Origin of the sequence: Lysobacter brunescens (genome assembly GCF_042677005.1) — a bacterium.
GTDB lineage: Bacteria > Pseudomonadota > Gammaproteobacteria > Xanthomonadales > Xanthomonadaceae > Lysobacter_I > Lysobacter_I brunescens.
The window spans coordinates 1-18,257 of record NZ_JBHTIF010000005.1; the positions used below are offsets into that span (position 1 = coordinate 1).

Below are 18,257 nucleotides of genomic sequence, written 5' to 3' on the forward strand. Positions count from 1 at the left end.
CGACGCGAGTCGCGACAGACCATCGGAACGGCGTCGCGACTTGCGTCGCTCCCACGAGCGGGCCCGAGACCGGATGATCCGGGCTCAGGACAGCGCGCGCAGCTGCTCGCGCTCGACCAGCAGGGTCCGGGCCAGCTCGGCCTCGGCGACCTCGAACTGCTCGCCGCGACGCAGGTCCTTCACCGCGACCACGCCCTTGGCCGCCTCGTCCTCGCCACGGATGACCACGAAGCGGATGCCGGCCTTGTTGGCGTACTCCATCTGCTTCCTGAACTTGCGGGGCTCCAGCTGGGTTTCGACGTTCAGGCCGGCCGCACGCAGGCGCTGCGACAGCGCCAGCGCGGCGTCCAGGCCGGCCTCGTCCATCAGCGAGACCAGCACGTCGACCGAGCTCTCGGCAACGTCCACCAGGCCCGCCTCGCGCAGCTGCCAGAACAGGCGGGTCAGGCCGATCGAGATGCCCACGCCGGGCAGCTTCGACTTGGTGTAGTGACTGGCGAGGTTCTCATAACGGCCGCCGGAGCAGATCGAACCGATCTCCGGGTTCGCGTTCAGCGTGGTCTCGTAGACGATGCCGGTGTAGTAGTCCAGCCCGCGTGCGATCGACAGGTTCAGCGCGAAGCGGCTGTCGGCCACGCCCAAGGCGCGGAGCTGGCGAAGCACGTCGCGCAGCTCGTCGCGGCCTTCCTCGAACAGCGGCGTGCCCGCACCCAGCGCGTCCAGCGCGGCCTGCGCCGCGTCGTGGCCGACCGCGCGCACCCGCGAGAAGGCCAGCAGGGTGTCGGCGACCTCGCCCGACAGACCGAAGCTCTCGCCCACCAGGGTCTCGCGCACCGCCGCCTCGCCGCGCTTGTCGAGCTTGTCGATCTCGCGCAGCACCGCGACCTGGCGCTCGCCCTCGCCGATACCCTGCCCCTCGAAGAAGCCGCGCAGCAGCTTGCGGTGGTTGAACTGGATGGTGAATTCGCCGATCGCCAGCGCCTCGAACACCGACGCGATCACCGCCGGCAGCTCGGCGTCGTAGCGCGTGCTCAGCGCGTCCTTGCCGATCACGTCGATGTCGCACTGGTAGAACTCGCGGAAGCGGCCGCGCTGCGCGCGCTCGCCGCGATAGACGCGCTGCATCTGGTAGCGGCGGAACGGGAACACCAGGTCGTGCTCGTGCTCGGCCACGTAGCGCGCCAGCGGCACGGTCAGGTCGAAGCGCATCGCCATCTCGGGCAGGCCGTCGGTCCCCTTGTCGAGCGAACCGGTCGACTGCATGAAATAGACCTGGCGCTCGGTCTCGCCGCCGGTCTTGGTCAGCAGCACCTCGGTCAGCTCCATCACCGGCGTCTCCACCGGCAGGAACCCGTACCGTTCGAAGGTGCGGCGGATGGTGTCCAGCATGCGCTGGAAGGCGATCTGCTCGCGCGGCAGCAGTTCGAGGACGCCGGGCGGGGTACGCGGCTTGATCAAGGGTGACTCCGGGGCCTGAAGCGGATGCCATCAGTGTAGCCGGAGCCCGGCCGGCCCGGCTCCGTCCCGCCGATCCACAGCCCATTCCGCCTGCCCTCTTGCCTAAGCCCGACACCCTCCTTACAATGCGCGGCTCGGCATCGGGGTGTAGCTCAGTCTGGTAGAGCGCTACGTTCGGGACGTAGAGGTCGCAGGTTCGAATCCTGTCTCCCCGACCAAATGATTCCGCGAAAAGGCCATCCGCAAGGGTGGCCTTTTCGTTTGCGCGGCGTCTCAGCCCGCGTATGCCAGCGCAACCAGCACGGCGGCCTCGACCAGCTCCGCCAGCGCACCGGCGGTGTCGCCGGTGAAGCCACCGAGTCGGCGCAGGCAGGCGCGGCGCCACAGCACGAAGACGACGAGCGCGGCCGCGAGCGCGCACAGGCCCGGCAGGCCGCAGGCGATGCAGGCCGCGACGGCGCACAACAGCGCGAATACGCAGGCGCCACGCGGCGCGTCCTTCAGCGCGCTGCCGAGTCCGCCGCTGCGGACATAGGGCGTGGTGACGAACGCGGCGGTCAGCGCCGACCGCGCAAGCAGCGGCGACAGCCACAGCAGCCACGCATTCTCGGCAGACAGGCTCGCCAGCGCGGCGGACTTGAGCAGCAGCAGGGACACGATCGCGGTCACACCGGCGGGGCCGCTGCGCGGATCCTTCATGATCGCCAATGTGCGCGCGCGGTCGCCGAACCCACCGACCCAGGCATCGGCGCTGTCGGCGAGGCCATCGAGATGCAGGCCACCGGTCAGCACAACCCAGGCGAGCAGCGTCAGCGCAGCGGACAGCAGCGCGTGTTCGCGTGGCAGCACGAGAAACAGGCCGGTCAGCAGCGCGCCGACGACGAGGCCGACCGTCGGATACCAGGCCAGCGATGTGCGCTGCGCCCGCGCGTCGTCGAACACGCGCGACGGCACCGGGATGCGGGTCAGAAAGCCCAACGCGACCAGCAGAGCGCGCATCAGATCGCGTCCGCGATGCGAACGGGCCACCGCAAGCGATGCAGCGAAGCATGCGGCACGTCGATGCCGGCCATGTCTCCGAAACCGCGCTGCTCGGCGACGCAGCGCAGCAGGCGGATCGCGCCGCCATGGGTCACGACCAGCACCCGCTTGCCGGCGAAGGTCGTCGCGATGTCGTCGATCACCGCGCACAGCCGCGTGCGGAAGGCTTCAAAGGTCTCGCCGCCCGGCGGCGGATGCGCGACCGGGTCGCGCCAGAAGCGCCCGAGCGCGTCACCGTCGATCTCGGCCAGCGTCTCCATCGACACGCCCTGCCAGCGACCGAAGTGGTATTCGACGAGTCGCGCATCCTCGTGCAGCGGCAGACCGCGCTGCGACGCGAGCTCGCGCGCGAACGCGGCGCAGCGCTGCAGCGTCGAGGCGACCACGACCTCCCACGCACCACCATCGACCGCCGCACGCAGCTGCGCCCAGCCGATGTCGGTCAGCGGATCGTCGAGCTGGCCGCGATAACTGCGTTGTCCGGTGTCGCCGTGACGCAGGAGATCGATGATGGCGGCGCTCACGACACCGACTCCGCAGGTATTTCAGCGGACGACGCGGTCTTCTCAGACACCCCCGCCTGCGCGAACGTCGCCATCCCGGCATGGAGCGCGCAGGCCATGCGCAGCAACGGCACCGCGACGGCGGCCCCGCTGCCTTCGCCGAGGCGCAGGCCGAGGTCGAGCAGCGGGTCGGCATCGAGCGCGTCGAGCAGGCGGGCGTGGCCGCGCTCGTGCGAGCGATGCGCGAACAGCAGCCAGTCGCGCACCGAGGGATTCATGCGCACCGCAGCGAGCGCAGCGGCGGTGACGATGAAGCCGTCGACCAGGACCGGCAGGCGCGCCTGCGCGGCGGCGATGCAGGCTCCGGCGAGCGCGGCAATCTCGAAGCCGCCGAGTCGGCACAGCAGCTCGATCGGCTCGACCGCATCGGCATGTCGTCGCAAGGCGCGCTCGATCACCGCGATCTTGCGCGCAATGCCGGCATCGTCGAGGCCCGTGCCCGCGCCCGCCAAGGTACGCGGTAATTCGCCGAGCAGCGCGCAAGCCAGCGCGGTCGCGGACGTGGTGTTGGCGATGCCCATCTCGCCGCCGATGAACAGGTCGGCGCCGGCCGCGCGTGCCTGCGCGACGCGCTCGGCACCGATGCGCAGCGCGGTCTCGCACTGCGCGCGAGTCATCGCCGGCGCATGGCAAAAGTTCGCCGTGGACGGCGCGATGATCGCGCGCAGCACGCCGTCGATCTGGCCGGGATCGTTGACCGTACCGAGGTTCACCACGTCCAGCGTCGCACCCAGCGTGCGCGCGAGCACGCTGATCGCCGCGCCGCCACCGGCGAAATTGCGCACCATCTCACCGGTGACCGCCTGCGGAAATGCCGACACGCCCTCCTCGGCGACGCCGTGGTCGGCAGCGAACACGCTGATCCAGGCGCGGTCGACCTGCGGACACGCCCTGCCCTGCCACGCAGCCAGTTGCCCGACGAGCGATTCGAGTCGACCGAGCGATCCCGGCGGCTTGGTCAGCGTCTGCTGACGGGCATGCGCGGCCTCGGCCGCCTGTCGATCCAGTGTGGCGGCGGGCCAAGCCCACCAGTGCGTGTTCATGGCGATGCTCCGTCGAGTGAACCCTTGAGCGCGATGGGCAAGCCGGCGGTGACGAACAGCACGCGTTCGCACTGCGTCGCGATGGCCTGGTGCAGGCGACCGGCCTCGTCGACGAAGCGGCGACTGAGCGCGCCCATCGGCACGATGCCGAGGCCGACTTCGTTGCTGACCAGCAGCAGTTCACCGGGCAACGCCGGGAGGGCGTCAAGCAGCGCATCGCGCTCGCGTTCGAAACGCGCGGGCTCGGGATCGATCAGGAGATTGCTGAGCCAGAGGGTCAGGCAGTCGACCAGCAGGCAGCGATCCTCGCGCGCGTGCAGGCGCAGCGTTTCGGCCAGCGCCAGCGGCTCCTCAACGCAGGACCAGTGCGCAGGGCGTCGTTCGCGATGGTGCACGATGCGGTCGCGCATTTCGTCGTCATGTGCCTGCGCGGTGGCGATATAGACCACCTGGCGACCGGAATCACCGGCGAGACGTTCGGCCAGTGCGCTCTTGCCCGAGCGGGCGCCGCCGAGGATCAGGGTGCGCATGCGCCTGCCTCCAATCCGAACCTGCGATCGAGCAGGTCGTGGCGCAGGTGCGCGTCGATGGCATCGGCGAGGCGCTCGATCGAGGCTTCGCGCAGCGCATGCACGTCGATCGCCTCGGCATCGCGCAATCCCGCCCAGTGCAACAAGGCCGCCTGCGCCTGCGGGTCGTCGAACACGCCGTGCAGGTAGGTGGCGAGGATCGATCCGTCCTCCGAGATCGCGCCGTCGCCGCGTCCGTCTTCGAGCAGGCTGGACGGCCGCGACAGCGCCGGCCCGGTGCTGACGCCACAATGGATCTCGTAGCCACGCACGCGCGCGCCACCCAGCGCGGCGGTGAGGCGACCTTCGACATTGCGCAACTGCTTGCGCGGCGCGAGCGTGGTCTCGAAGTCGAGCCAGCCGAATCCCTCGCTCGACCCCGCCGGGCCTTCGATGCCGTCGGGATCGTGCACGGCGCGACCGAGCATCTGCAGTCCACCGCAGATGCCGATGAGTTTCCCGCCGTAGCGCAGGTGACGAGCGATCTCCGCTTCCCAGCCGTTCTCGCGCAGCCAGGCCAGGTCGGCACGCGTGGTCTTGCTGCCGGGCAGCACGATGAGGTCGCAGGGCGGCGGCGTTTCGCCGGGACCGACATAGGTGCATTCGACCTGCGGATGCTGGCGCAGTGCGTCGAAATCGGTGTGGTTGCTGATCCGCGGCAGCGCCGGAACCACGACGCGGAGGCGCGCGCCGGTCTTGCTGTCCCTGCTTCGCGGCAAGGCGTCCTCGGCTTCGAGACACAGGCCATGCAGGTAAGGCAGGACGCCGAGCACGGGCTTGCCGGTCTGCGCTTCCAGCCAGTCCAGGCCCGGCTGCAGCAGGGCAAGGTCGCCGCGGAAGCGGTTGATGACGAAGCCGACCACGCGTGCGCGCTCGCTGTCGGACAGCAGCGCGAGCGTGCCGACCAGATGCGCGAACGAACCGCCGCGGTCGATGTCGACGACCAGGAGTACCGGGCAGTCCACCGCTTCGGCATAGCCCATGTTCGCGATGTCGTTGGCGCGCAGGTTGATCTCGGCCGGACTACCGGCGCCTTCGACCACGACCACCTCGTACTGCGCACAGAGCCGTGCATGCGAAGCGAGCACCGCGTCCATCGCAATGCGCTTGTAGTCGTGGTAGGCCGTGGCATCGAGCTGCGCCACCGGGTGACCGTGGACGATCACCTGCGCGCCGATGTCGCTGCTGGGCTTGAGCAGGATCGGGTTGAAGTCGGTGTGCGGCGGCAGCCCGCAGGCCTGCGCCTGCACCGCCTGCGCACGACCGATCTCGCCGCCGTCGATCGTCACGGCCGAGTTCAGCGCCATGTTCTGCGGCTTGAACGGCGCCACGCGCACGCCGCGCCGGTGCAGCCAGCGACACAGCGCCGCCACCAGGGTACTCTTGCCGGCATCGGAGGTACAGCCCTGCACCATCAGCACGCGGGCATTCATCGCGTCACCATCGTTTCACCATTGGCATTGCCTCGGTCAATGCGGCATCGAGCCGCGCGAAACCCGCATCGTCCGGCGGCAGCCCGAAGCGCAGGCTCGCCGGATCGTCGAAACGACGCACGAGGATGCCGCGCGTCGCCAGCGCCTCGTGCAGCGCGTGCGCGTCGGCATGTCGCCACCACTGGAAGAAGTCGCAGCCGGCAGTCGGCACGACGCCATGCGCGGCGAGCGTGACCTGCAGGCGCTGCCCGGCCTCGTGCAACCATGCACGCGCCCTCGCCTGCCAGCCGACATCCGCCAACGCGGCGCGCAACGCATGGCGCGTCGGCCCGCTCAGGGTCCACGGACCGAGCCGCTCGCGCATCGCGTCGAGCAGTGCTGGTGCGGCGCAGACGAAGCCCGCACGCGCGCCGGCCAGACCGAAGAACTTGCCGACCGAACGCAACACGACCAGCCCGTCGAGTTCGGTGTGAGTACACAGACTGCGCTCCGGCTCGACATCGATGAAGGCTTCGTCCACGACCAGCCAGCCACCGTTCGCGACCAGCGCAGCATGCAATGCGAGCAGATCGACGGGATCGAAACGCTCGCCGCCGGGATTGTTCGGATGGATCAAAACGATCACGTCGAAACGCGAGGCCGAGGCGAGCAAGTCATCCACCGGCAGGGTCTCGACCACGTGTCTCTCGCGCCGCCACGCATGCGCATGTTCCGCGTAGCCGGGCGCGATCACGCCGACACGCGAACGCGGGCGCAGCTGCGGCAAGGCCTGGATCGCCGCCTGCGTGCCGGCGACGGGCAGCAGATGCGGCGCGCCGTAGTAGCCGCGCGCGACTTCGACGAGGCCGTCGTCGTCCTCCGGCAGGGGATGCCAGGCCGAGGCCGGGATCGGCGGCACCGGCCACGCGAAAGGACTGATACCGGTCGACAGATCGAGCCAGTCCGCTGCGGGAATGCCGTATTGCCGCGCCGCGCGCAGCAGGCGTCCGCCATGTTCAAGCATGCCAATCGCCTCCGATCCATGATGTGGCACACGCAGCGATCACCGCGACGCACAGCCACAGCCACACGCCACGACGGACCAGTCGCAGCGCAGCGACGACAGCATCGGCATCCGCTGCATCGCCCTCGCCCAGCACGGGACGGTCTTCCCAGTGGCCGTGATACGGCGCAGGACCGCCCAGCCGCACGCCGATCGCGCCCGCGCCTGCAGACATCACCGGACCTGCGTTTGGGCTGTCCCACAGTGGCGCCTGTCTGCACCAGCAGCGCAGCGCGCGCCGCGTGTCGCCGAGCACGGCGTAGGTCAACGCCGTCAGCCGCGCGGGGATGTAGTTGAGGCCATCATCGATGCGCGCGGCGGCCCAGCCGAAGCGTTCGTGGCGCAGCGTGCGATAGCCCCACATCGCGTCCAGCGTGTTCGCGAGGCGATACAGCACCACGCCCGGCGCACCGAGCACGGCGAACCAGAACAGCGCGCCGAACACCGCGTCGGCGCCGTTTTCGAGCACCGATTCCGTCGCCGCTGCGGCGACCTGCGAGGCATCCAGGACCTGCGTGTCGCGGCTGACCATGCGTCCGACCATCGCGCGCGCAAGGTCGAGATCGCCGGCACGCAGCGGCGCTTCGACCGCGCGGGCATGCTCGCCGAGGCTGCGATGGCCGATGGCGAGATAGAGCATCACCGTCGAGAACACCATGGCCGCCCACGCGGACCACATCGCCAGCAGATGCACGAGGCCTGTGGTGATTGTGACCGCCGGCAGCACCGCAACACACCAGGCGACGACGCCACGCAGGCGCGCATCGCGATGCAGTCCGCGTTCGATGGCCTGCGCCACGCGCCCGAAACCGACCAGCGGATGCGCGCGGCGCGGCTCGCCGAGCCAGGCATCGAGGCCAATCCCGGCGAGCATGCCTGCTGCGATGCTGACGACACTCATGGCAGATCGCACTTCACAGGAACAGTCGCACCGCCGCATCGGGCGCGGACGGAAAGTAGACGTGGACGAAACTCGCTGTCATCCGCTGGTCGCGATACACCGCTTCCGTGCTGTGGCCACCGTTGGGATTGCGGGCGACGGCGAGGGGTTCGGCGTCCACACGGGCCTGGCCGAAATGGAAGGTGTGACCACGCAGCCTGCCTTCGGGCAGGTCGATTTCCTGCAGGCCCAATGCGACCAGCCGCGTCTGCAGCGCCGCATCGCCATGCAGAAGGCCGGCCATCGGTGCACGCGCGCCGTCGCGATCCGCCAGCGAATCCAGCGAGAATAGTAAGCCGCCGCATTCGGCGAGCAAAGGCTTGCCGGCATCGCGATGCGCGCGCAGCGCGGCGTGCAGGTCGTGGCGATTCGACAGTGCGTCGAGATGCAGCTCGGGATAGCCACCGGGCAGCCACACCGCATCGCATTGCGGCATCGGGTCGCCAGCCAACGGCGAGAAGAATGCAAGCTCGGCACCGGCTTCACGGAGCAGGTCGAGGTTCGCGGGATAGAGGAAGCAGAACGCAGCATCGCGCGCGATCGCGATGCGCCGCCCCTGCAGCAGCGGCGGCACCGGCAGGCGCACTGCAGGCGAAAATGGGACCGGGGGCGGCAGCGCGGTCGAGGCATGCGCCGCCCAGGCATCGGCGAGCGCATCGAGGCGGGCATCGAGATCGGACAGCTCCGCGGCGGCGACGAGGCCGAGATGACGCTCCGGCAACGACAGCTGCGCATCGCGCGGCAAGGCACCCAGCCAGTGCAGATCGTCAGGCAGGCTGTCGCGCAGCAGGGTCGCGTGATACGCACCGCCGATGCGGTTCGCGGCCACGCCATGCACGACAAGACCTTCGCGGTAGCGCGCCAGGCCGGTCGCCAGCGCGCCGAAAGTCTGCGCCATCGCCGAACCGTCGATCACCGCAAGCACCGGCAGCCCCAACGTCTGGGCGAGATCGGCGCTGGACGGCGCGCCGTCGAACAGGCCCATCACGCCTTCGACGAGGATCAGGTCTGCCTCGCCCGCCGCGTCGTACAGGCGCGCACGCACATCGTCCTCGCCGCACATCCACAGGTCGAGCTGATGCACCGGCGCGCCGCTGGCGCGTTCGAGGATCATCGGGTCGAGGAAGTCCGGCCCGGTCTTGAACACACGGACGCGGCGGCCCTCTCGCGTGTGCCAGCGCGCAAGCGCGGCGGTGACGCTGGTCTTGCCCTGCCCGGAAGCGGGCGCGGAGACCAGCAGCGCCGGACAATGGCGAATCCCGGTCATCATTTTCACAGCTCGATCCCCTTCTGCGCCTGGATGCCCGCCTTGAACGCATGCTTGACCAGACGCATCTCGGTCACGGTGTCGGCGACCTCGACCAGCGCATCCGGTGCACCACGCCCCGTGATCACCACGTGCTGGCGTTCCGGTCGCGCGGACAGCGCAGCGACCACCGCATCGACCGACACGTAGTCCTTGTTGAGCGCGATGTTCAGTTCGTCGAGCAGGACGAAGTCGTAGCCGGGATCGGCGAGCATGCGCGCGGCGACATCCCATGCAGCGGAAGCGGCGGCGATGTCGCGCGTGCGGTCCTGCGTCTCCCAGGTGAAGCCTTCGCCCATCACGTGATAGTCGAGCACGGCATCCGCGCCTTCGATGAAACGACGGAAAAACGCTTCTTCGCCGGTCGAGAAGCTGCCCTTGATGAACTGCACGACGCCGCAGCGCAAGCCGTGACCCAGCGAGCGCGCGAGCATGCCGAAGCCCGACGAGCTCTTGCCCTTGCCGTTGCCGGTGTTCACCACCACCACACCGCGATCGATCGTGGCCCGCGCGATCCGGCGGTCGACCAGCGCCTTCTTGCGCTGCGCGCGCTCGCGGTAGTGCTCATCCTCGGTCAGGCCGAGGCGTTCCGAACCGCGACTCATGCGCCGATGGCCCTGCGGCCAGTGCGCGCACCCAGCAGGTACACGGCCAGCGCCTGGAGCGACAGCGCGACGACCACGTAGGCCATCGTCGTGCGCACGAACAGCGGCCCCCATTGCAGGAAACGCGCGGCGTACTCGGCGAAGTGCGGCTGCGCGTAACGCCCGCCGAACCAGTAGAACGCGCCGTTGGAGATCGCGAAGGACAGCGTGGCCGCGAGCAGCGCCACGCCGACCGTGCGCAGCATCGCCTTCGGTTCGACGGCGTGGCGCGAGGCGATCATCCTGCCGCCGTACCACAGCACGGCATAGGCTGGGAGCAGCGCGGCGTACGAGGGCGTGATGCAGTAGTCGCTGACCCCGGCGAAGCCGACCGCGACCATGTCGATGACGACCGCGAGCGCCATCAGCGCAGCGAAGCGCAGATGGTCGCCGACATTGCCTGCGGACAGGAACAGGCCACCGAGGAAGAACAGCGCCATCGAGGCATCCGGCAGATGCAGGACATCGCCGAAGTGGTGATAACGCGTGGCGACCATGAACGCGGCGAAGACGGCGAACAGGGCATGGCGTGCGGGACGTGGCAGGACGTTCATCGGTGACCTCGTGTCAGGATGGAAAGGACGGACCCGCTTAGCGGGCGCCGGGGGCATGGCGCAGCGCGAGCAGCCAGTGGCGGCCCGGCTGCGGGTAGAACTCGGCGGTTTCATAGCGCCTGTTGAACACGTTGCCTGCGGTGAGCTGCACCGACCAGTCGCGCGCGAAGGCGACACCGATGCGCAGGTCGACCAGGCCGTAGCCATCCAGTCGACGCGTATTGGCGAGGTTCTCGTAGCGTTTTCCTGCACCGCTCACGCTGGCGCCGAGGCTGACGCGGTCGAAACGGCGATCGATGTCGAGACGCCCGCTGCGCGTCGGGCGGCGCGGCAGAAGCTGGCCCCGGCTGGCGTTGTCGCCATCCGCGCGCGGGTCCAGCCAGGTCGCGCTTCCGCGCAGGTCCCAGTCGGCGACGCGCAGTTCGCCGACCGCCTCGACGCCGAGGATGCGCGCGCGATCGATGTTGTTCGGTCCGGGCGTCGGGCGCAGGTCGGCGTCGTAGGCGATCAGGTCGTCGATGCGCGTCTCGAAGGCATTGAGCGACCAGTTGCCGGCCGCATGCTCACCGCGCAGGCCGACTTCGAGGCTGCGCGCATGCTCGGGCTGCAATGCAGGATTGCCGTAGCCGGGGAAGTACAGTTCATTGAAGGTCGGCGCCTTGTACGCCGTGCCGTAGCGCGCACTGAGGTGCAGTGCGTCGCCGATCGTCCAGCCCCACAGCGCGCTGCCGGTGGTCACGCCGCCGAACTGGCTGTCCTCGTCGCGACGCAGGCTGGCCTGCAGCGACTGCGCGTCGAAATCCTGCTGCCATTGCGCGAACAGGCCGCGATTGATGCGGCCGTCGCGGGCATAGCGCGTGCTGCTTTCGACATGGTCCGCCTGCCAGTCGAAGCCGAACGTGAGCAGCGCGGCGCCGAGCGTGGCGTCGGCCTGCAGCGTGGCCATGCGCCGATGGGTGTCGAACGTCGACGCATAGGCGTCGTTGCGATAGTTGTCGCTGAGGTCGTCGCTGCGCGCCAGGCTGAGGGCGATGCGCAGCGCATCGGTCGATGCGTAGCGCAGCCGTCCACCGACGGTCTGCTGCACGGTATCCGAAAGATTGCTCGCGGTGCCGTCGTATTCGTTGCGGCCTTCGGCGCGGAACACACGGGCCTCGGCGTCCCAGCGTTCGCCGAAGCGCCAGCCGCCCTGCACCACCAAGGCATCGTTGCGATAACCGTCGAGATCGGGGTCGAAGCCGCGCGGGCCGCGATAGGCATTGATGCCGTCGGTGCGACCATGCGAGGCATTGATGGCGTACCAGCCGCCCTGCGCCGCGTCGCCGACACGGCCACCGAAGCCCAGCGTCGCGCGCTGCGTATGCTCGCTGCCGGCGGCGAGGGTGAATGACGGCATGGCGCTGCCCTGCGGGCGACGCGTGAAGATCTGGATCACGCCGCCCAGCGCCTCGGAACCGTAGAGGCTGGAGAACGGACCGCGCACGATCTCGATGCGTTCGATCTGCTCGGGCGGAATGTCCTGCAGCGACGCACCGCCGCTGGTGGCCGAGCCAAGCCTGATGCCGTCGACCAACACCAGCACATGGTCGGATTCGGTCCCACGCAGGAAGAGCGAGGTCGCCTTGCCTTCACCGCCATTGTTGGCGAGCGCGATGCCTGCGCGACCGGCAAGCAGGGCCTGCAGCGAAGGCGGCTGCAGGCGGTCGATCTCGGCGCGATCGATCACGGTGATCGCGGCGAGCGTCTGGTCCTGGGTGCGCGCGGTGCGCGAGGCGGTGACGACGATGCGGTCGAGTGCGTCGTCATCGTCCGGAGCGGCATCAGCCGCGAGGACAGGCATGGGAGGGAAGACGAACGACGACAGCAGGACCACCGCCAGGACATGGCGGCTTCGGGGGATGAACGAACGCACTGGATGACTCCTTGACCGCGCCGACCCGCGCGGACCTGTGGAAACCAACACACAGGCAGGACACATCTGGCCATCGCGCACGCAGCGCGACCACCATGACATCGCCCGCCGCATGTCACGTCGCTCCAAGGCCGGTCTCCGGGCTTGCGAGCGAAGGCGGCGTCCGGTACTCCGGATGTCCACGCTTCCGGCTTCGCGCCTTCCCGTGCGCATGCACAGTGGCTGTCTGCGAAGCCTTGTCTCGCCTACCGTTGCGGGGGCAGCTCCGGAATTGCAGCGCATGCAGGCATGACGCGGCGCACCGGATTCCCGTTTCAACCCCCGGACAGGCCGGCGGTCACCTCAGGCGAATCTAGTGTAACAGCATGTTGCGGCGCGATCGCAGCCTGGCATCGACGACGTTCGCATCGGGCATACGCACGCGAATGGCATGCGCATGCGATCTCAGTTGCGCAGGTTGCGCGTCTGTCCGCTGCCGCGCACCACGAAGCGTTCGATGGTGAGAGACTCCGCACCCATCGGGCCGTAGGCATGCAGGCGCGTGGTCGAGATGCCGATCTCCGCGCCGAGACCGAGTTCGCCACCGTCGGAGAAGCGCGACGAGGCATTGACCATCACCACCGCACTGCGCAGTGCATGCACGAAACGAGCGGCGGCAGCCTCGTCGCGCGTGGCGATGACTTCTGTATGGTCCGAGCCATGGCGGCGGATGTGCGCGATCGCGTCGTCGAGCGTATCGACCACGCGCACCGCGAGGATGAGATCGAGGAATTCCGCATCCCAGTCTTCGTCGCTGGCCGGCACCGCGCCGGGCATCCGCGCCATCGCGCGCGCGTCCGCACGCAGCTGCACATCGCGCGCCGACAGCATCGCCGCCGCGCGCGGCAGGAAGGCGTCGGCGACATCGGCATGCACCAGCAGGGTTTCCAGCGCATTGCAGACGCCAGGGCGCGACACCTTGCCGTCGAGCAGCAGGTCCAGCGCCAGGTCGAGGTCGGCGTCGGCATCGGCGTAGAGATGGCAGACGCCCTTGTAGTGCTTGATCACCGGCACGCGCGCATGTTCGGCGACGAAGCGGATCAGCCCTTCACCGCCGCGCGGGATCGCGAGATCGACGATGTCGTTGAGCCGCAGCAGCTCGACCATCGTTTCGCGGCGCAGGTCATCGACCAGGGTCAGCGCGGCTTCGGGAATCCCGTGATCGCGGAGGGCGCGCTTCAGGGCACCGGCAATCGCGACATTCGAGCGCACCGCCTCCGAGCCGCCGCGCAGGATCACGCCGTTGCCGGCCTTCAGGCACAGCGCAGCGGCATCGGCGGTCACGTTCGGCCGCGCCTCGTAGATCATCGCCACTACGCCCAGGGGCACGCGCACGCGCGCGATCTCGATGCCGTTCGGCCGCGTCTCGCGGCGCGTGACCATGCCGACCGGATCGGGCAGGTCCGCGACCTCGCGCAATGCGTTGGCGATGCCCGCGAGTCGCTGCCGATCGAGCTTCAGGCGATCGAGCATCGCACCAGCCGTGCCCTTGGCCTCGGCCGCACGCAGGTCTTCGGCGTTGGCGACGAGGATCGCCTCGGCATCGGCGTCGAGCGCATCGCCCATCGCACGCAGGAGGTCGTTCTTGGCTTCGGTCGACAGCGCGGCCACCGCCTGCGCGGCCTCGCGGCAGGCCAGCGCCTGACGGCGGATGTCGGACGAGGATTCGTCGGCGAGATCAGACATCGGAGCCTTCCTGTGCAGGTATGTCCAGCAGCGACAGATCGTCGCGGTGGAGGATGGAGTCGCCGTAGTTGTAGCCGAGCACGGCGTCGATCTCGTGCGATCGCTTGCGCGCGAGGCGGCGGATGTCGGCGGAGGAGTACTGGGTGACGCCGCGCGCGATCGGCTGCGGCGCGCCTTGCATGCGCACTTCGACCAGATCACCGCGGCGGAACTCGCCTTCTGCACCGACCACGCCGATCGGCAGCAGCGAGGCGCCCTTGCCGCGCAGTGCGGCGACGGCACCGGCATCGACCAGGATCGCGCCCGGCTGCGCAGGCGCATGGCGCAGCCAGTGCTTGCGCGCGGCGATGCGACTGCGGCCCGCGACGAGGCGCGTGCCGGTCAGGCGGTCTTCGCCCAGCGCATGCGCGACCTGTGCGCGCGTGCCGTTGAACAGCACGGTGTCGATGCCTGCCGCGCCGGCGCGCTGCGCGGCGAGGATCTTGGTGCGCATGCCGCCGGTGCCAACGCTGGAACCGGCGCCTCCGGCCATGGCGAGGATGTCGTCGCCGGGGTCGGTCACCAGCGGCATGGGCTTCGCATCCGGATTGCCGCGCGGATCACGGTCGTACAGGCCGTCGATGTCGGTGGCGAGGAACAGCACGTCGGCATCGATCAGCGTCGCGACGATCGCGCCGAGGGTGTCGTTGTCGCCGAGCTTCAATTCGTCGACCGACACCGTGTCGTTCTCGTTGACGATCGGCAGCGCGCCGCAGCGCAGCAGTTCGTCGAGCGTGGCGCGGGCGTTGAGGTAGCGACGCCGATCGCGCACGTCGTCATGGGTCAGCAGCACCTGCGCCACCGGCCGCGCGAACAGCCCCTGCCAGAAGCCCATCAGCTTGGCCTGGCCCAGCGCGGCCAGCGCCTGGCGTTCGGCCATCGCCGCGCCGGGGTGCGGCTTCGCATGCAGGACGCCGCGCCCGGCGGCGACCGCGCCGGACGACACGATCACCACCTCGCGCCCCCGCGCATGGCAGGCATGCACGAAGGCGGCGAGATGCACGGCATGGTGCGGCGACAGACCGCCGGTCGCGGACAGCAGGCTGCTGCCGACCTTGAGCACGGCGCGCTTCCAAGCGGGCAGGGTCTGTTCCTCGAATGTAGCGCGCGTGCCCATGACCGTTACTCCGTTCGCAGTCGCGCGCGCAGCGCATCGAGGCGCAGCCCGGCGGCGGCGCCGGGCGAGACACGCGCCTGCAGGCTGGCGTCGGGATCGCCTTCGGCCCAGCGTGCCGGATCAGCCGCCTGCTTGTAAGCCTCGCGGAACGGCAGGCCCTCGCGTGCGAGGTCGACGGCGAGGTCGGTGGCGTACATCGACGGATCGAGCGCGGCGCGCATTGCTTCGGGCTTCCATTCCAGGTTGCGCAGCAGGTCGGGCAGCAGTTCCAGTGCACCGAGACCGCGACCGAAGGCATGCACGATCGCGCCCTTGCTGAACTGCAGGTCGCGGTGATAGCCCGAAGGCAGCGACAGCAGCTGTTCGATCTCGGTGCGTGCAGCGGCGGCGCTGGCGTAGGTCGCGCGCATCAGCTCGATCACATCGGGGTTGCGCTTGTTCGGCATGATCGAGCTGCCGGTAGTGTACTGCGAGGGCAGCGCGACGAAGGCGTACTCGGCGCTGGTGAACAGGCTGAGGTCCCAGGCCAGCCGACGCAGGTCGAGCAGCGCGGAGGACAGCGCCTCGATCGCGGCCATCTCGAACTTGCCGCGCGACAGCTGCGCATAGGTCGCGGACACCTGCAGCCGGCCGAAACCGAGCGCCTGCGTGGTGTGGTCGCGATCCAGCGGCAGGTTCACGCCGTAGCCGGCGGCGCTGCCGAGCGGATTGGCATCGACCCAGGCCAGGGTGTCGCGCGCGCGATGCGCGTCATCGATGAACCCTTCCGCCCAGGCCGCCCACCACATGCCGAGCGAGGACACCACCGCGCGCTGCAGGTGGGTGTAGCCCGGCAGCGGCACGGCAGCCTCGGCTTCGGCGCGGGCCAGTGCGACCTCGGCGGCCTCGACGCAGAGCGCCTGCATGCGCGCGAGGCGATCCTTCAGCCACAGCCGCGTCGCGACCAGGATCTGGTCGTTGCGGCTGCGCCCGGTGTGGATCCTGCGACCGGCGTCGCCGAGGCGTTCGACCAGGCGCGACTCGATCGCGGAATGGCAGTCCTCGTAGCGCTCGTCGAGCACGAAGGCACCGCTTTGCCAATCGTCGGCCAGCGCATCGAGTTCGACGCGAATGCCTGCGAGTTCATCGGCCCCGAGGATGCCGATGCGCAGCAGGCCCTCGGCGTGCGCGAGGCTGGCCTGGATGTCGAACAGGAAGAACTCGCGATCGAGGATCACGTCCTCGCCGGCGAGGAAATGCTGGATGCGTGCATCGACCTTGACGCCGGGTTTCTGCCAGAGGAGTTCGGACATGTGAAGTTCCTTGCGTCAGGAGGCGGCGACGAGCGGGATCCCCGTCGTCTCGGCAAGCCCGAAGGCCAAGTTGAGGTTCTGCAGCGCCTGCGTCGCCGCGCCCTTGAGCAGGTTGTCCTCGGTCGACACCACCACCAGCCGTCGACCGTCGTCGGACAGCGCGAAACCGCCGATCTCGACGTGATGCCGGCCGGCGATGCGGCTGACCCAGGGCGCCTCGTCGAGCACGCGCACCAGCGGCTCGTCGGCGTAGGCGTCGCGATAGATCGCCACGACCTGGTCGCGGGTCATTGGCGCGGACAGGTGCAGGTTCGCGGTGATGGTGAGGCCGCGGAAATGCGGCGCGACATGCGGCATGAACTCGATCGCATGGCCGAGCTGGCGCGTGACCTCGCGCTCGTGGATGTGCCCGGTGAGCGCGTACGGCATCAGGTTGTCGCGCAGCTTGTCCGGGTCGTTCTTGTCCGAAGGCGTGGTGCCAGCACCGGAATAGCCCGAGACGCCGAAGCATTGCACCGCACCGTCGAGATGTGCGCGCATCGGCGCCACCGCCAACTGCATCGCGGTCGCATAGCAGCCGGGATTGCTGATCCGGCGCTGGCCGGCGTAGCGATCACGCGTCAGCTCGGGCAAGCCGTAGTACCAGCCGTCCTCGAAGCGGTAATCCGCAGAGAGATCGATGATGACCGGGTCGGCACCGGCGGCATCGAACGCGGCCACGCAATCGGCGGCCTTGCCGTTGGGCAGCGCCAGGACCACGGCATCGGCACCGAGCGTCGGCAGTTCGGCGTTGGTCGGGGACGTGTAGCGCAGGTCGCCCTTGTAGGCATCGCTGTGATCGACGACACGCTGGCCGGCGAGTTCGCGCGAACCAACGTAGGCGAGCGTGAAGCGCGGATGCGTCGCGAACAAGCGGATCAGTTCGGCGCCGACATGGCCGCGTGCGCCGACGATGCCGACGCGGATGGGGGAGGAATCAGACATTCGGGTGACTCTCGAGTTTGCGCCGGAGGACATCCGCCAGCGCCGGCCATTCATGCCGCAGGATCGAAAAGACGTGGGTATCGCGCAGGGTGCCGTCGCGATGACGGCGATGCGCACGCAACACGCCGTCGCGCTTGGCGCCGAGGCGAAGAATGGCGGTCTGCGAGCGGATGTTCTCGTGACTGGTCTCGAACACCACGGCCTCGCAGTTCCAGGAAGCGAACGCATGATCGACCAGCAGCAGCTTGGCTTCGGTATTCAGCCCGGTGCGCTGCGTGCGCACCGCGTACCAGGTGTAGCCGATGCTGACCCGGGGAATGCTGCGGTCGATATCGTAGAACCGCGTGCTGCCGACGATGTCGCCATCGGCGTCGCGGACCACGAATGGCAGCGCGACGCCGGCATCGCGCTGTGCGAGCGCATCGGCGATGTAGGCCTCGGCATCACCTTCGGCTGGACCCGGCACGCTGGTGTAGCGCAGCGTCCACAGCGCGCCATCGGCCGCCGCCGCGCGCAGGCCATCGGCATGCGCTGCGTCGAGCGGCGACAGCGACACATGCCTGCCTGCGAGCGTCGGCGTTGCCCAGATCGTCAT

Annotated in this window: 17 protein-coding genes, 1 tRNA gene and 1 riboswitch; of the genes, 1 reads left to right on the forward strand and 17 read right to left on the reverse strand. The window is 69.2% G+C overall.

The window, feature by feature from the left end; translation table 11 throughout:
* Positions 1–84 precede the first annotated feature (84 nt).
* Complete coding sequence (hisS, locus tag ACFQ0E_RS16845) at positions 85–1,458, reverse strand: histidine--tRNA ligase (RefSeq protein ID WP_386825829.1); 1,374 nt, start codon at positions 1,456–1,458, stop codon at positions 85–87.
* A 141-nt stretch (positions 1,459–1,599) separates the two neighbouring features.
* Here hisS and ACFQ0E_RS16850 point away from each other — a divergent pair.
* A tRNA-Pro gene (locus tag ACFQ0E_RS16850) sits at positions 1,600–1,676 on the forward strand.
* Between the two features lie 55 nt (positions 1,677–1,731).
* Here ACFQ0E_RS16850 and ACFQ0E_RS16855 read toward each other — a convergent pair.
* The 16 genes from ACFQ0E_RS16855 to ACFQ0E_RS16930 form a co-directional block, all read right to left on the reverse strand.
* Positions 1,732–2,460, reverse strand: a complete 729-nt coding sequence (locus ACFQ0E_RS16855) for an adenosylcobinamide-GDP ribazoletransferase (protein ID WP_386826251.1) — start codon at positions 2,458–2,460, stop codon at positions 1,732–1,734.
* Entirely contained in the window at positions 2,457–3,023 is a 567-nt protein-coding gene (locus tag ACFQ0E_RS16860) for a histidine phosphatase family protein (RefSeq protein ID WP_386825831.1), read from the reverse strand. Before ACFQ0E_RS16860 ends, ACFQ0E_RS16855 begins: the two co-directional genes overlap by 4 nt.
* Positions 3,020–4,105 (reverse strand): nicotinate-nucleotide--dimethylbenzimidazole phosphoribosyltransferase, encoded by a 1,086-nt coding sequence (cobT, locus tag ACFQ0E_RS16865; protein WP_386825833.1) that lies wholly within the window; start codon positions 4,103–4,105, stop codon positions 3,020–3,022. Before cobT ends, ACFQ0E_RS16860 begins: the two co-directional genes overlap by 4 nt.
* The gene (gene cobU / locus ACFQ0E_RS16870) at positions 4,102–4,635 is read right to left on the reverse strand and encodes a bifunctional adenosylcobinamide kinase/adenosylcobinamide-phosphate guanylyltransferase (protein WP_386825835.1); all 534 of its coding nucleotides are present in this window, start codon (positions 4,633–4,635) and stop codon (positions 4,102–4,104) included. The genes cobT and cobU overlap by 4 nt, the downstream gene beginning before the upstream one ends.
* Entirely contained in the window at positions 4,623–6,107 is a 1,485-nt protein-coding gene (locus tag ACFQ0E_RS16875; protein ID WP_386825837.1) for a cobyric acid synthase, read from the reverse strand. Before ACFQ0E_RS16875 ends, cobU begins: the two co-directional genes overlap by 13 nt.
* A gap of 4 nt (positions 6,108–6,111) precedes the next feature.
* On the reverse strand, positions 6,112–7,110 hold the full coding sequence (cobD, locus tag ACFQ0E_RS16880) for a threonine-phosphate decarboxylase CobD (protein WP_386825839.1): 999 nt from the start codon (positions 7,108–7,110) through the stop codon (positions 6,112–6,114).
* Positions 7,103–8,050 (reverse strand): adenosylcobinamide-phosphate synthase CbiB, encoded by a 948-nt coding sequence (gene cbiB, locus ACFQ0E_RS16885; protein WP_386825841.1) that lies wholly within the window; start codon positions 8,048–8,050, stop codon positions 7,103–7,105. Before cbiB ends, cobD begins: the two co-directional genes overlap by 8 nt.
* 13 nt (positions 8,051–8,063) lie before the next feature.
* Entirely contained in the window at positions 8,064–9,356 is a 1,293-nt protein-coding gene (locus ACFQ0E_RS16890) for a cobyrinate a,c-diamide synthase (protein WP_386826253.1), read from the reverse strand.
* A gap of 5 nt (positions 9,357–9,361) precedes the next feature.
* On the reverse strand, positions 9,362–10,000 hold the full coding sequence (gene cobO, locus ACFQ0E_RS16895) for a cob(I)yrinic acid a,c-diamide adenosyltransferase (protein ID WP_386825843.1): 639 nt from the start codon (positions 9,998–10,000) through the stop codon (positions 9,362–9,364).
* On the reverse strand, positions 9,997–10,593 hold the full coding sequence (locus ACFQ0E_RS16900) for a hypothetical protein (RefSeq protein ID WP_386825844.1): 597 nt from the start codon (positions 10,591–10,593) through the stop codon (positions 9,997–9,999). The genes cobO and ACFQ0E_RS16900 overlap by 4 nt, the downstream gene beginning before the upstream one ends.
* A 37-nt stretch (positions 10,594–10,630) precedes the next feature.
* Positions 10,631–12,571 carry a TonB-dependent vitamin B12 receptor gene (gene btuB / locus ACFQ0E_RS16905; RefSeq protein WP_386825846.1) on the reverse strand — a complete coding sequence of 647 codons (1,941 nt, stop codon included), beginning with the start codon at positions 12,569–12,571 and terminating at the stop codon, positions 10,631–10,633.
* A gap of 46 nt (positions 12,572–12,617) precedes the next feature.
* A riboswitch (cobalamin riboswitch) is annotated at positions 12,618–12,865 on the reverse strand.
* 84 nt (positions 12,866–12,949) lie between these two features.
* Positions 12,950–14,230: a glutamate-5-semialdehyde dehydrogenase gene (locus tag ACFQ0E_RS16910; RefSeq protein WP_386825848.1), complete on the reverse strand. Its 1,281-nt coding sequence runs from the start codon at positions 14,228–14,230 to the stop codon at positions 12,950–12,952.
* The gene (gene proB, locus ACFQ0E_RS16915; RefSeq protein WP_386825850.1) at positions 14,223–15,386 is read right to left on the reverse strand and encodes a glutamate 5-kinase; all 1,164 of its coding nucleotides are present in this window, start codon (positions 15,384–15,386) and stop codon (positions 14,223–14,225) included. The genes ACFQ0E_RS16910 and proB overlap by 8 nt, the downstream gene beginning before the upstream one ends.
* A 5-nt stretch (positions 15,387–15,391) precedes the next feature.
* Positions 15,392–16,678: an argininosuccinate lyase gene (gene argH / locus ACFQ0E_RS16920; protein ID WP_386825852.1), complete on the reverse strand. Its 1,287-nt coding sequence runs from the start codon at positions 16,676–16,678 to the stop codon at positions 15,392–15,394.
* 15 nt (positions 16,679–16,693) lie between these two features.
* Positions 16,694–17,662 (reverse strand): N-acetyl-gamma-glutamyl-phosphate reductase, encoded by a 969-nt coding sequence (gene argC / locus ACFQ0E_RS16925; RefSeq protein WP_386825854.1) that lies wholly within the window; start codon positions 17,660–17,662, stop codon positions 16,694–16,696.
* Positions 17,655–18,257, reverse strand: a complete 603-nt coding sequence (locus ACFQ0E_RS16930; RefSeq protein ID WP_386825855.1) for a GNAT family N-acetyltransferase — start codon at positions 18,255–18,257, stop codon at positions 17,655–17,657. Before ACFQ0E_RS16930 ends, argC begins: the two co-directional genes overlap by 8 nt.

Coding starts and splice junctions, on each gene's coding strand:
- cbiB (WP_386825841.1), bottom strand. CDS start 8,050: ATGAGTGTCGTCAGCATCGCAGCAGGCATGCTCGCCGGGATTGGCCTC.
- cobU (WP_386825835.1), bottom strand. CDS start 4,635: ATGCGCACCCTGATCCTCGGCGGCGCCCGCTCGGGCAAGAGCGCACTG.
- cobO (WP_386825843.1), bottom strand. CDS start 10,000: ATGAGTCGCGGTTCGGAACGCCTCGGCCTGACCGAGGATGAGCACTAC.
- ACFQ0E_RS16930 (WP_386825855.1), bottom strand. CDS start 18,257: ATGACGATCTGGGCAACGCCGACGCTCGCAGGCAGGCATGTGTCGCTG.
- cobD (WP_386825839.1), bottom strand. CDS start 7,110: ATGCTTGAACATGGCGGACGCCTGCTGCGCGCGGCGCGGCAATACGGC.
- ACFQ0E_RS16875 (WP_386825837.1), bottom strand. CDS start 6,107: ATGAATGCCCGCGTGCTGATGGTGCAGGGCTGTACCTCCGATGCCGGC.
- argC (WP_386825854.1), bottom strand. CDS start 17,662: ATGTCTGATTCCTCCCCCATCCGCGTCGGCATCGTCGGCGCACGCGGC.
- ACFQ0E_RS16890 (WP_386826253.1), bottom strand. CDS start 9,356: ATGACCGGGATTCGCCATTGTCCGGCGCTGCTGGTCTCCGCGCCCGCT.
- ACFQ0E_RS16900 (WP_386825844.1), bottom strand. CDS start 10,593: ATGAACGTCCTGCCACGTCCCGCACGCCATGCCCTGTTCGCCGTCTTC.
- btuB (WP_386825846.1), bottom strand. CDS start 12,571: ATGTGTCCTGCCTGTGTGTTGGTTTCCACAGGTCCGCGCGGGTCGGCG.
- ACFQ0E_RS16910 (WP_386825848.1), bottom strand. CDS start 14,230: ATGTCTGATCTCGCCGACGAATCCTCGTCCGACATCCGCCGTCAGGCG.
- argH (WP_386825852.1), bottom strand. CDS start 16,678: ATGTCCGAACTCCTCTGGCAGAAACCCGGCGTCAAGGTCGATGCACGC.
- cobT (WP_386825833.1), bottom strand. CDS start 4,105: ATGAACACGCACTGGTGGGCTTGGCCCGCCGCCACACTGGATCGACAG.
- proB (WP_386825850.1), bottom strand. CDS start 15,386: ATGGGCACGCGCGCTACATTCGAGGAACAGACCCTGCCCGCTTGGAAG.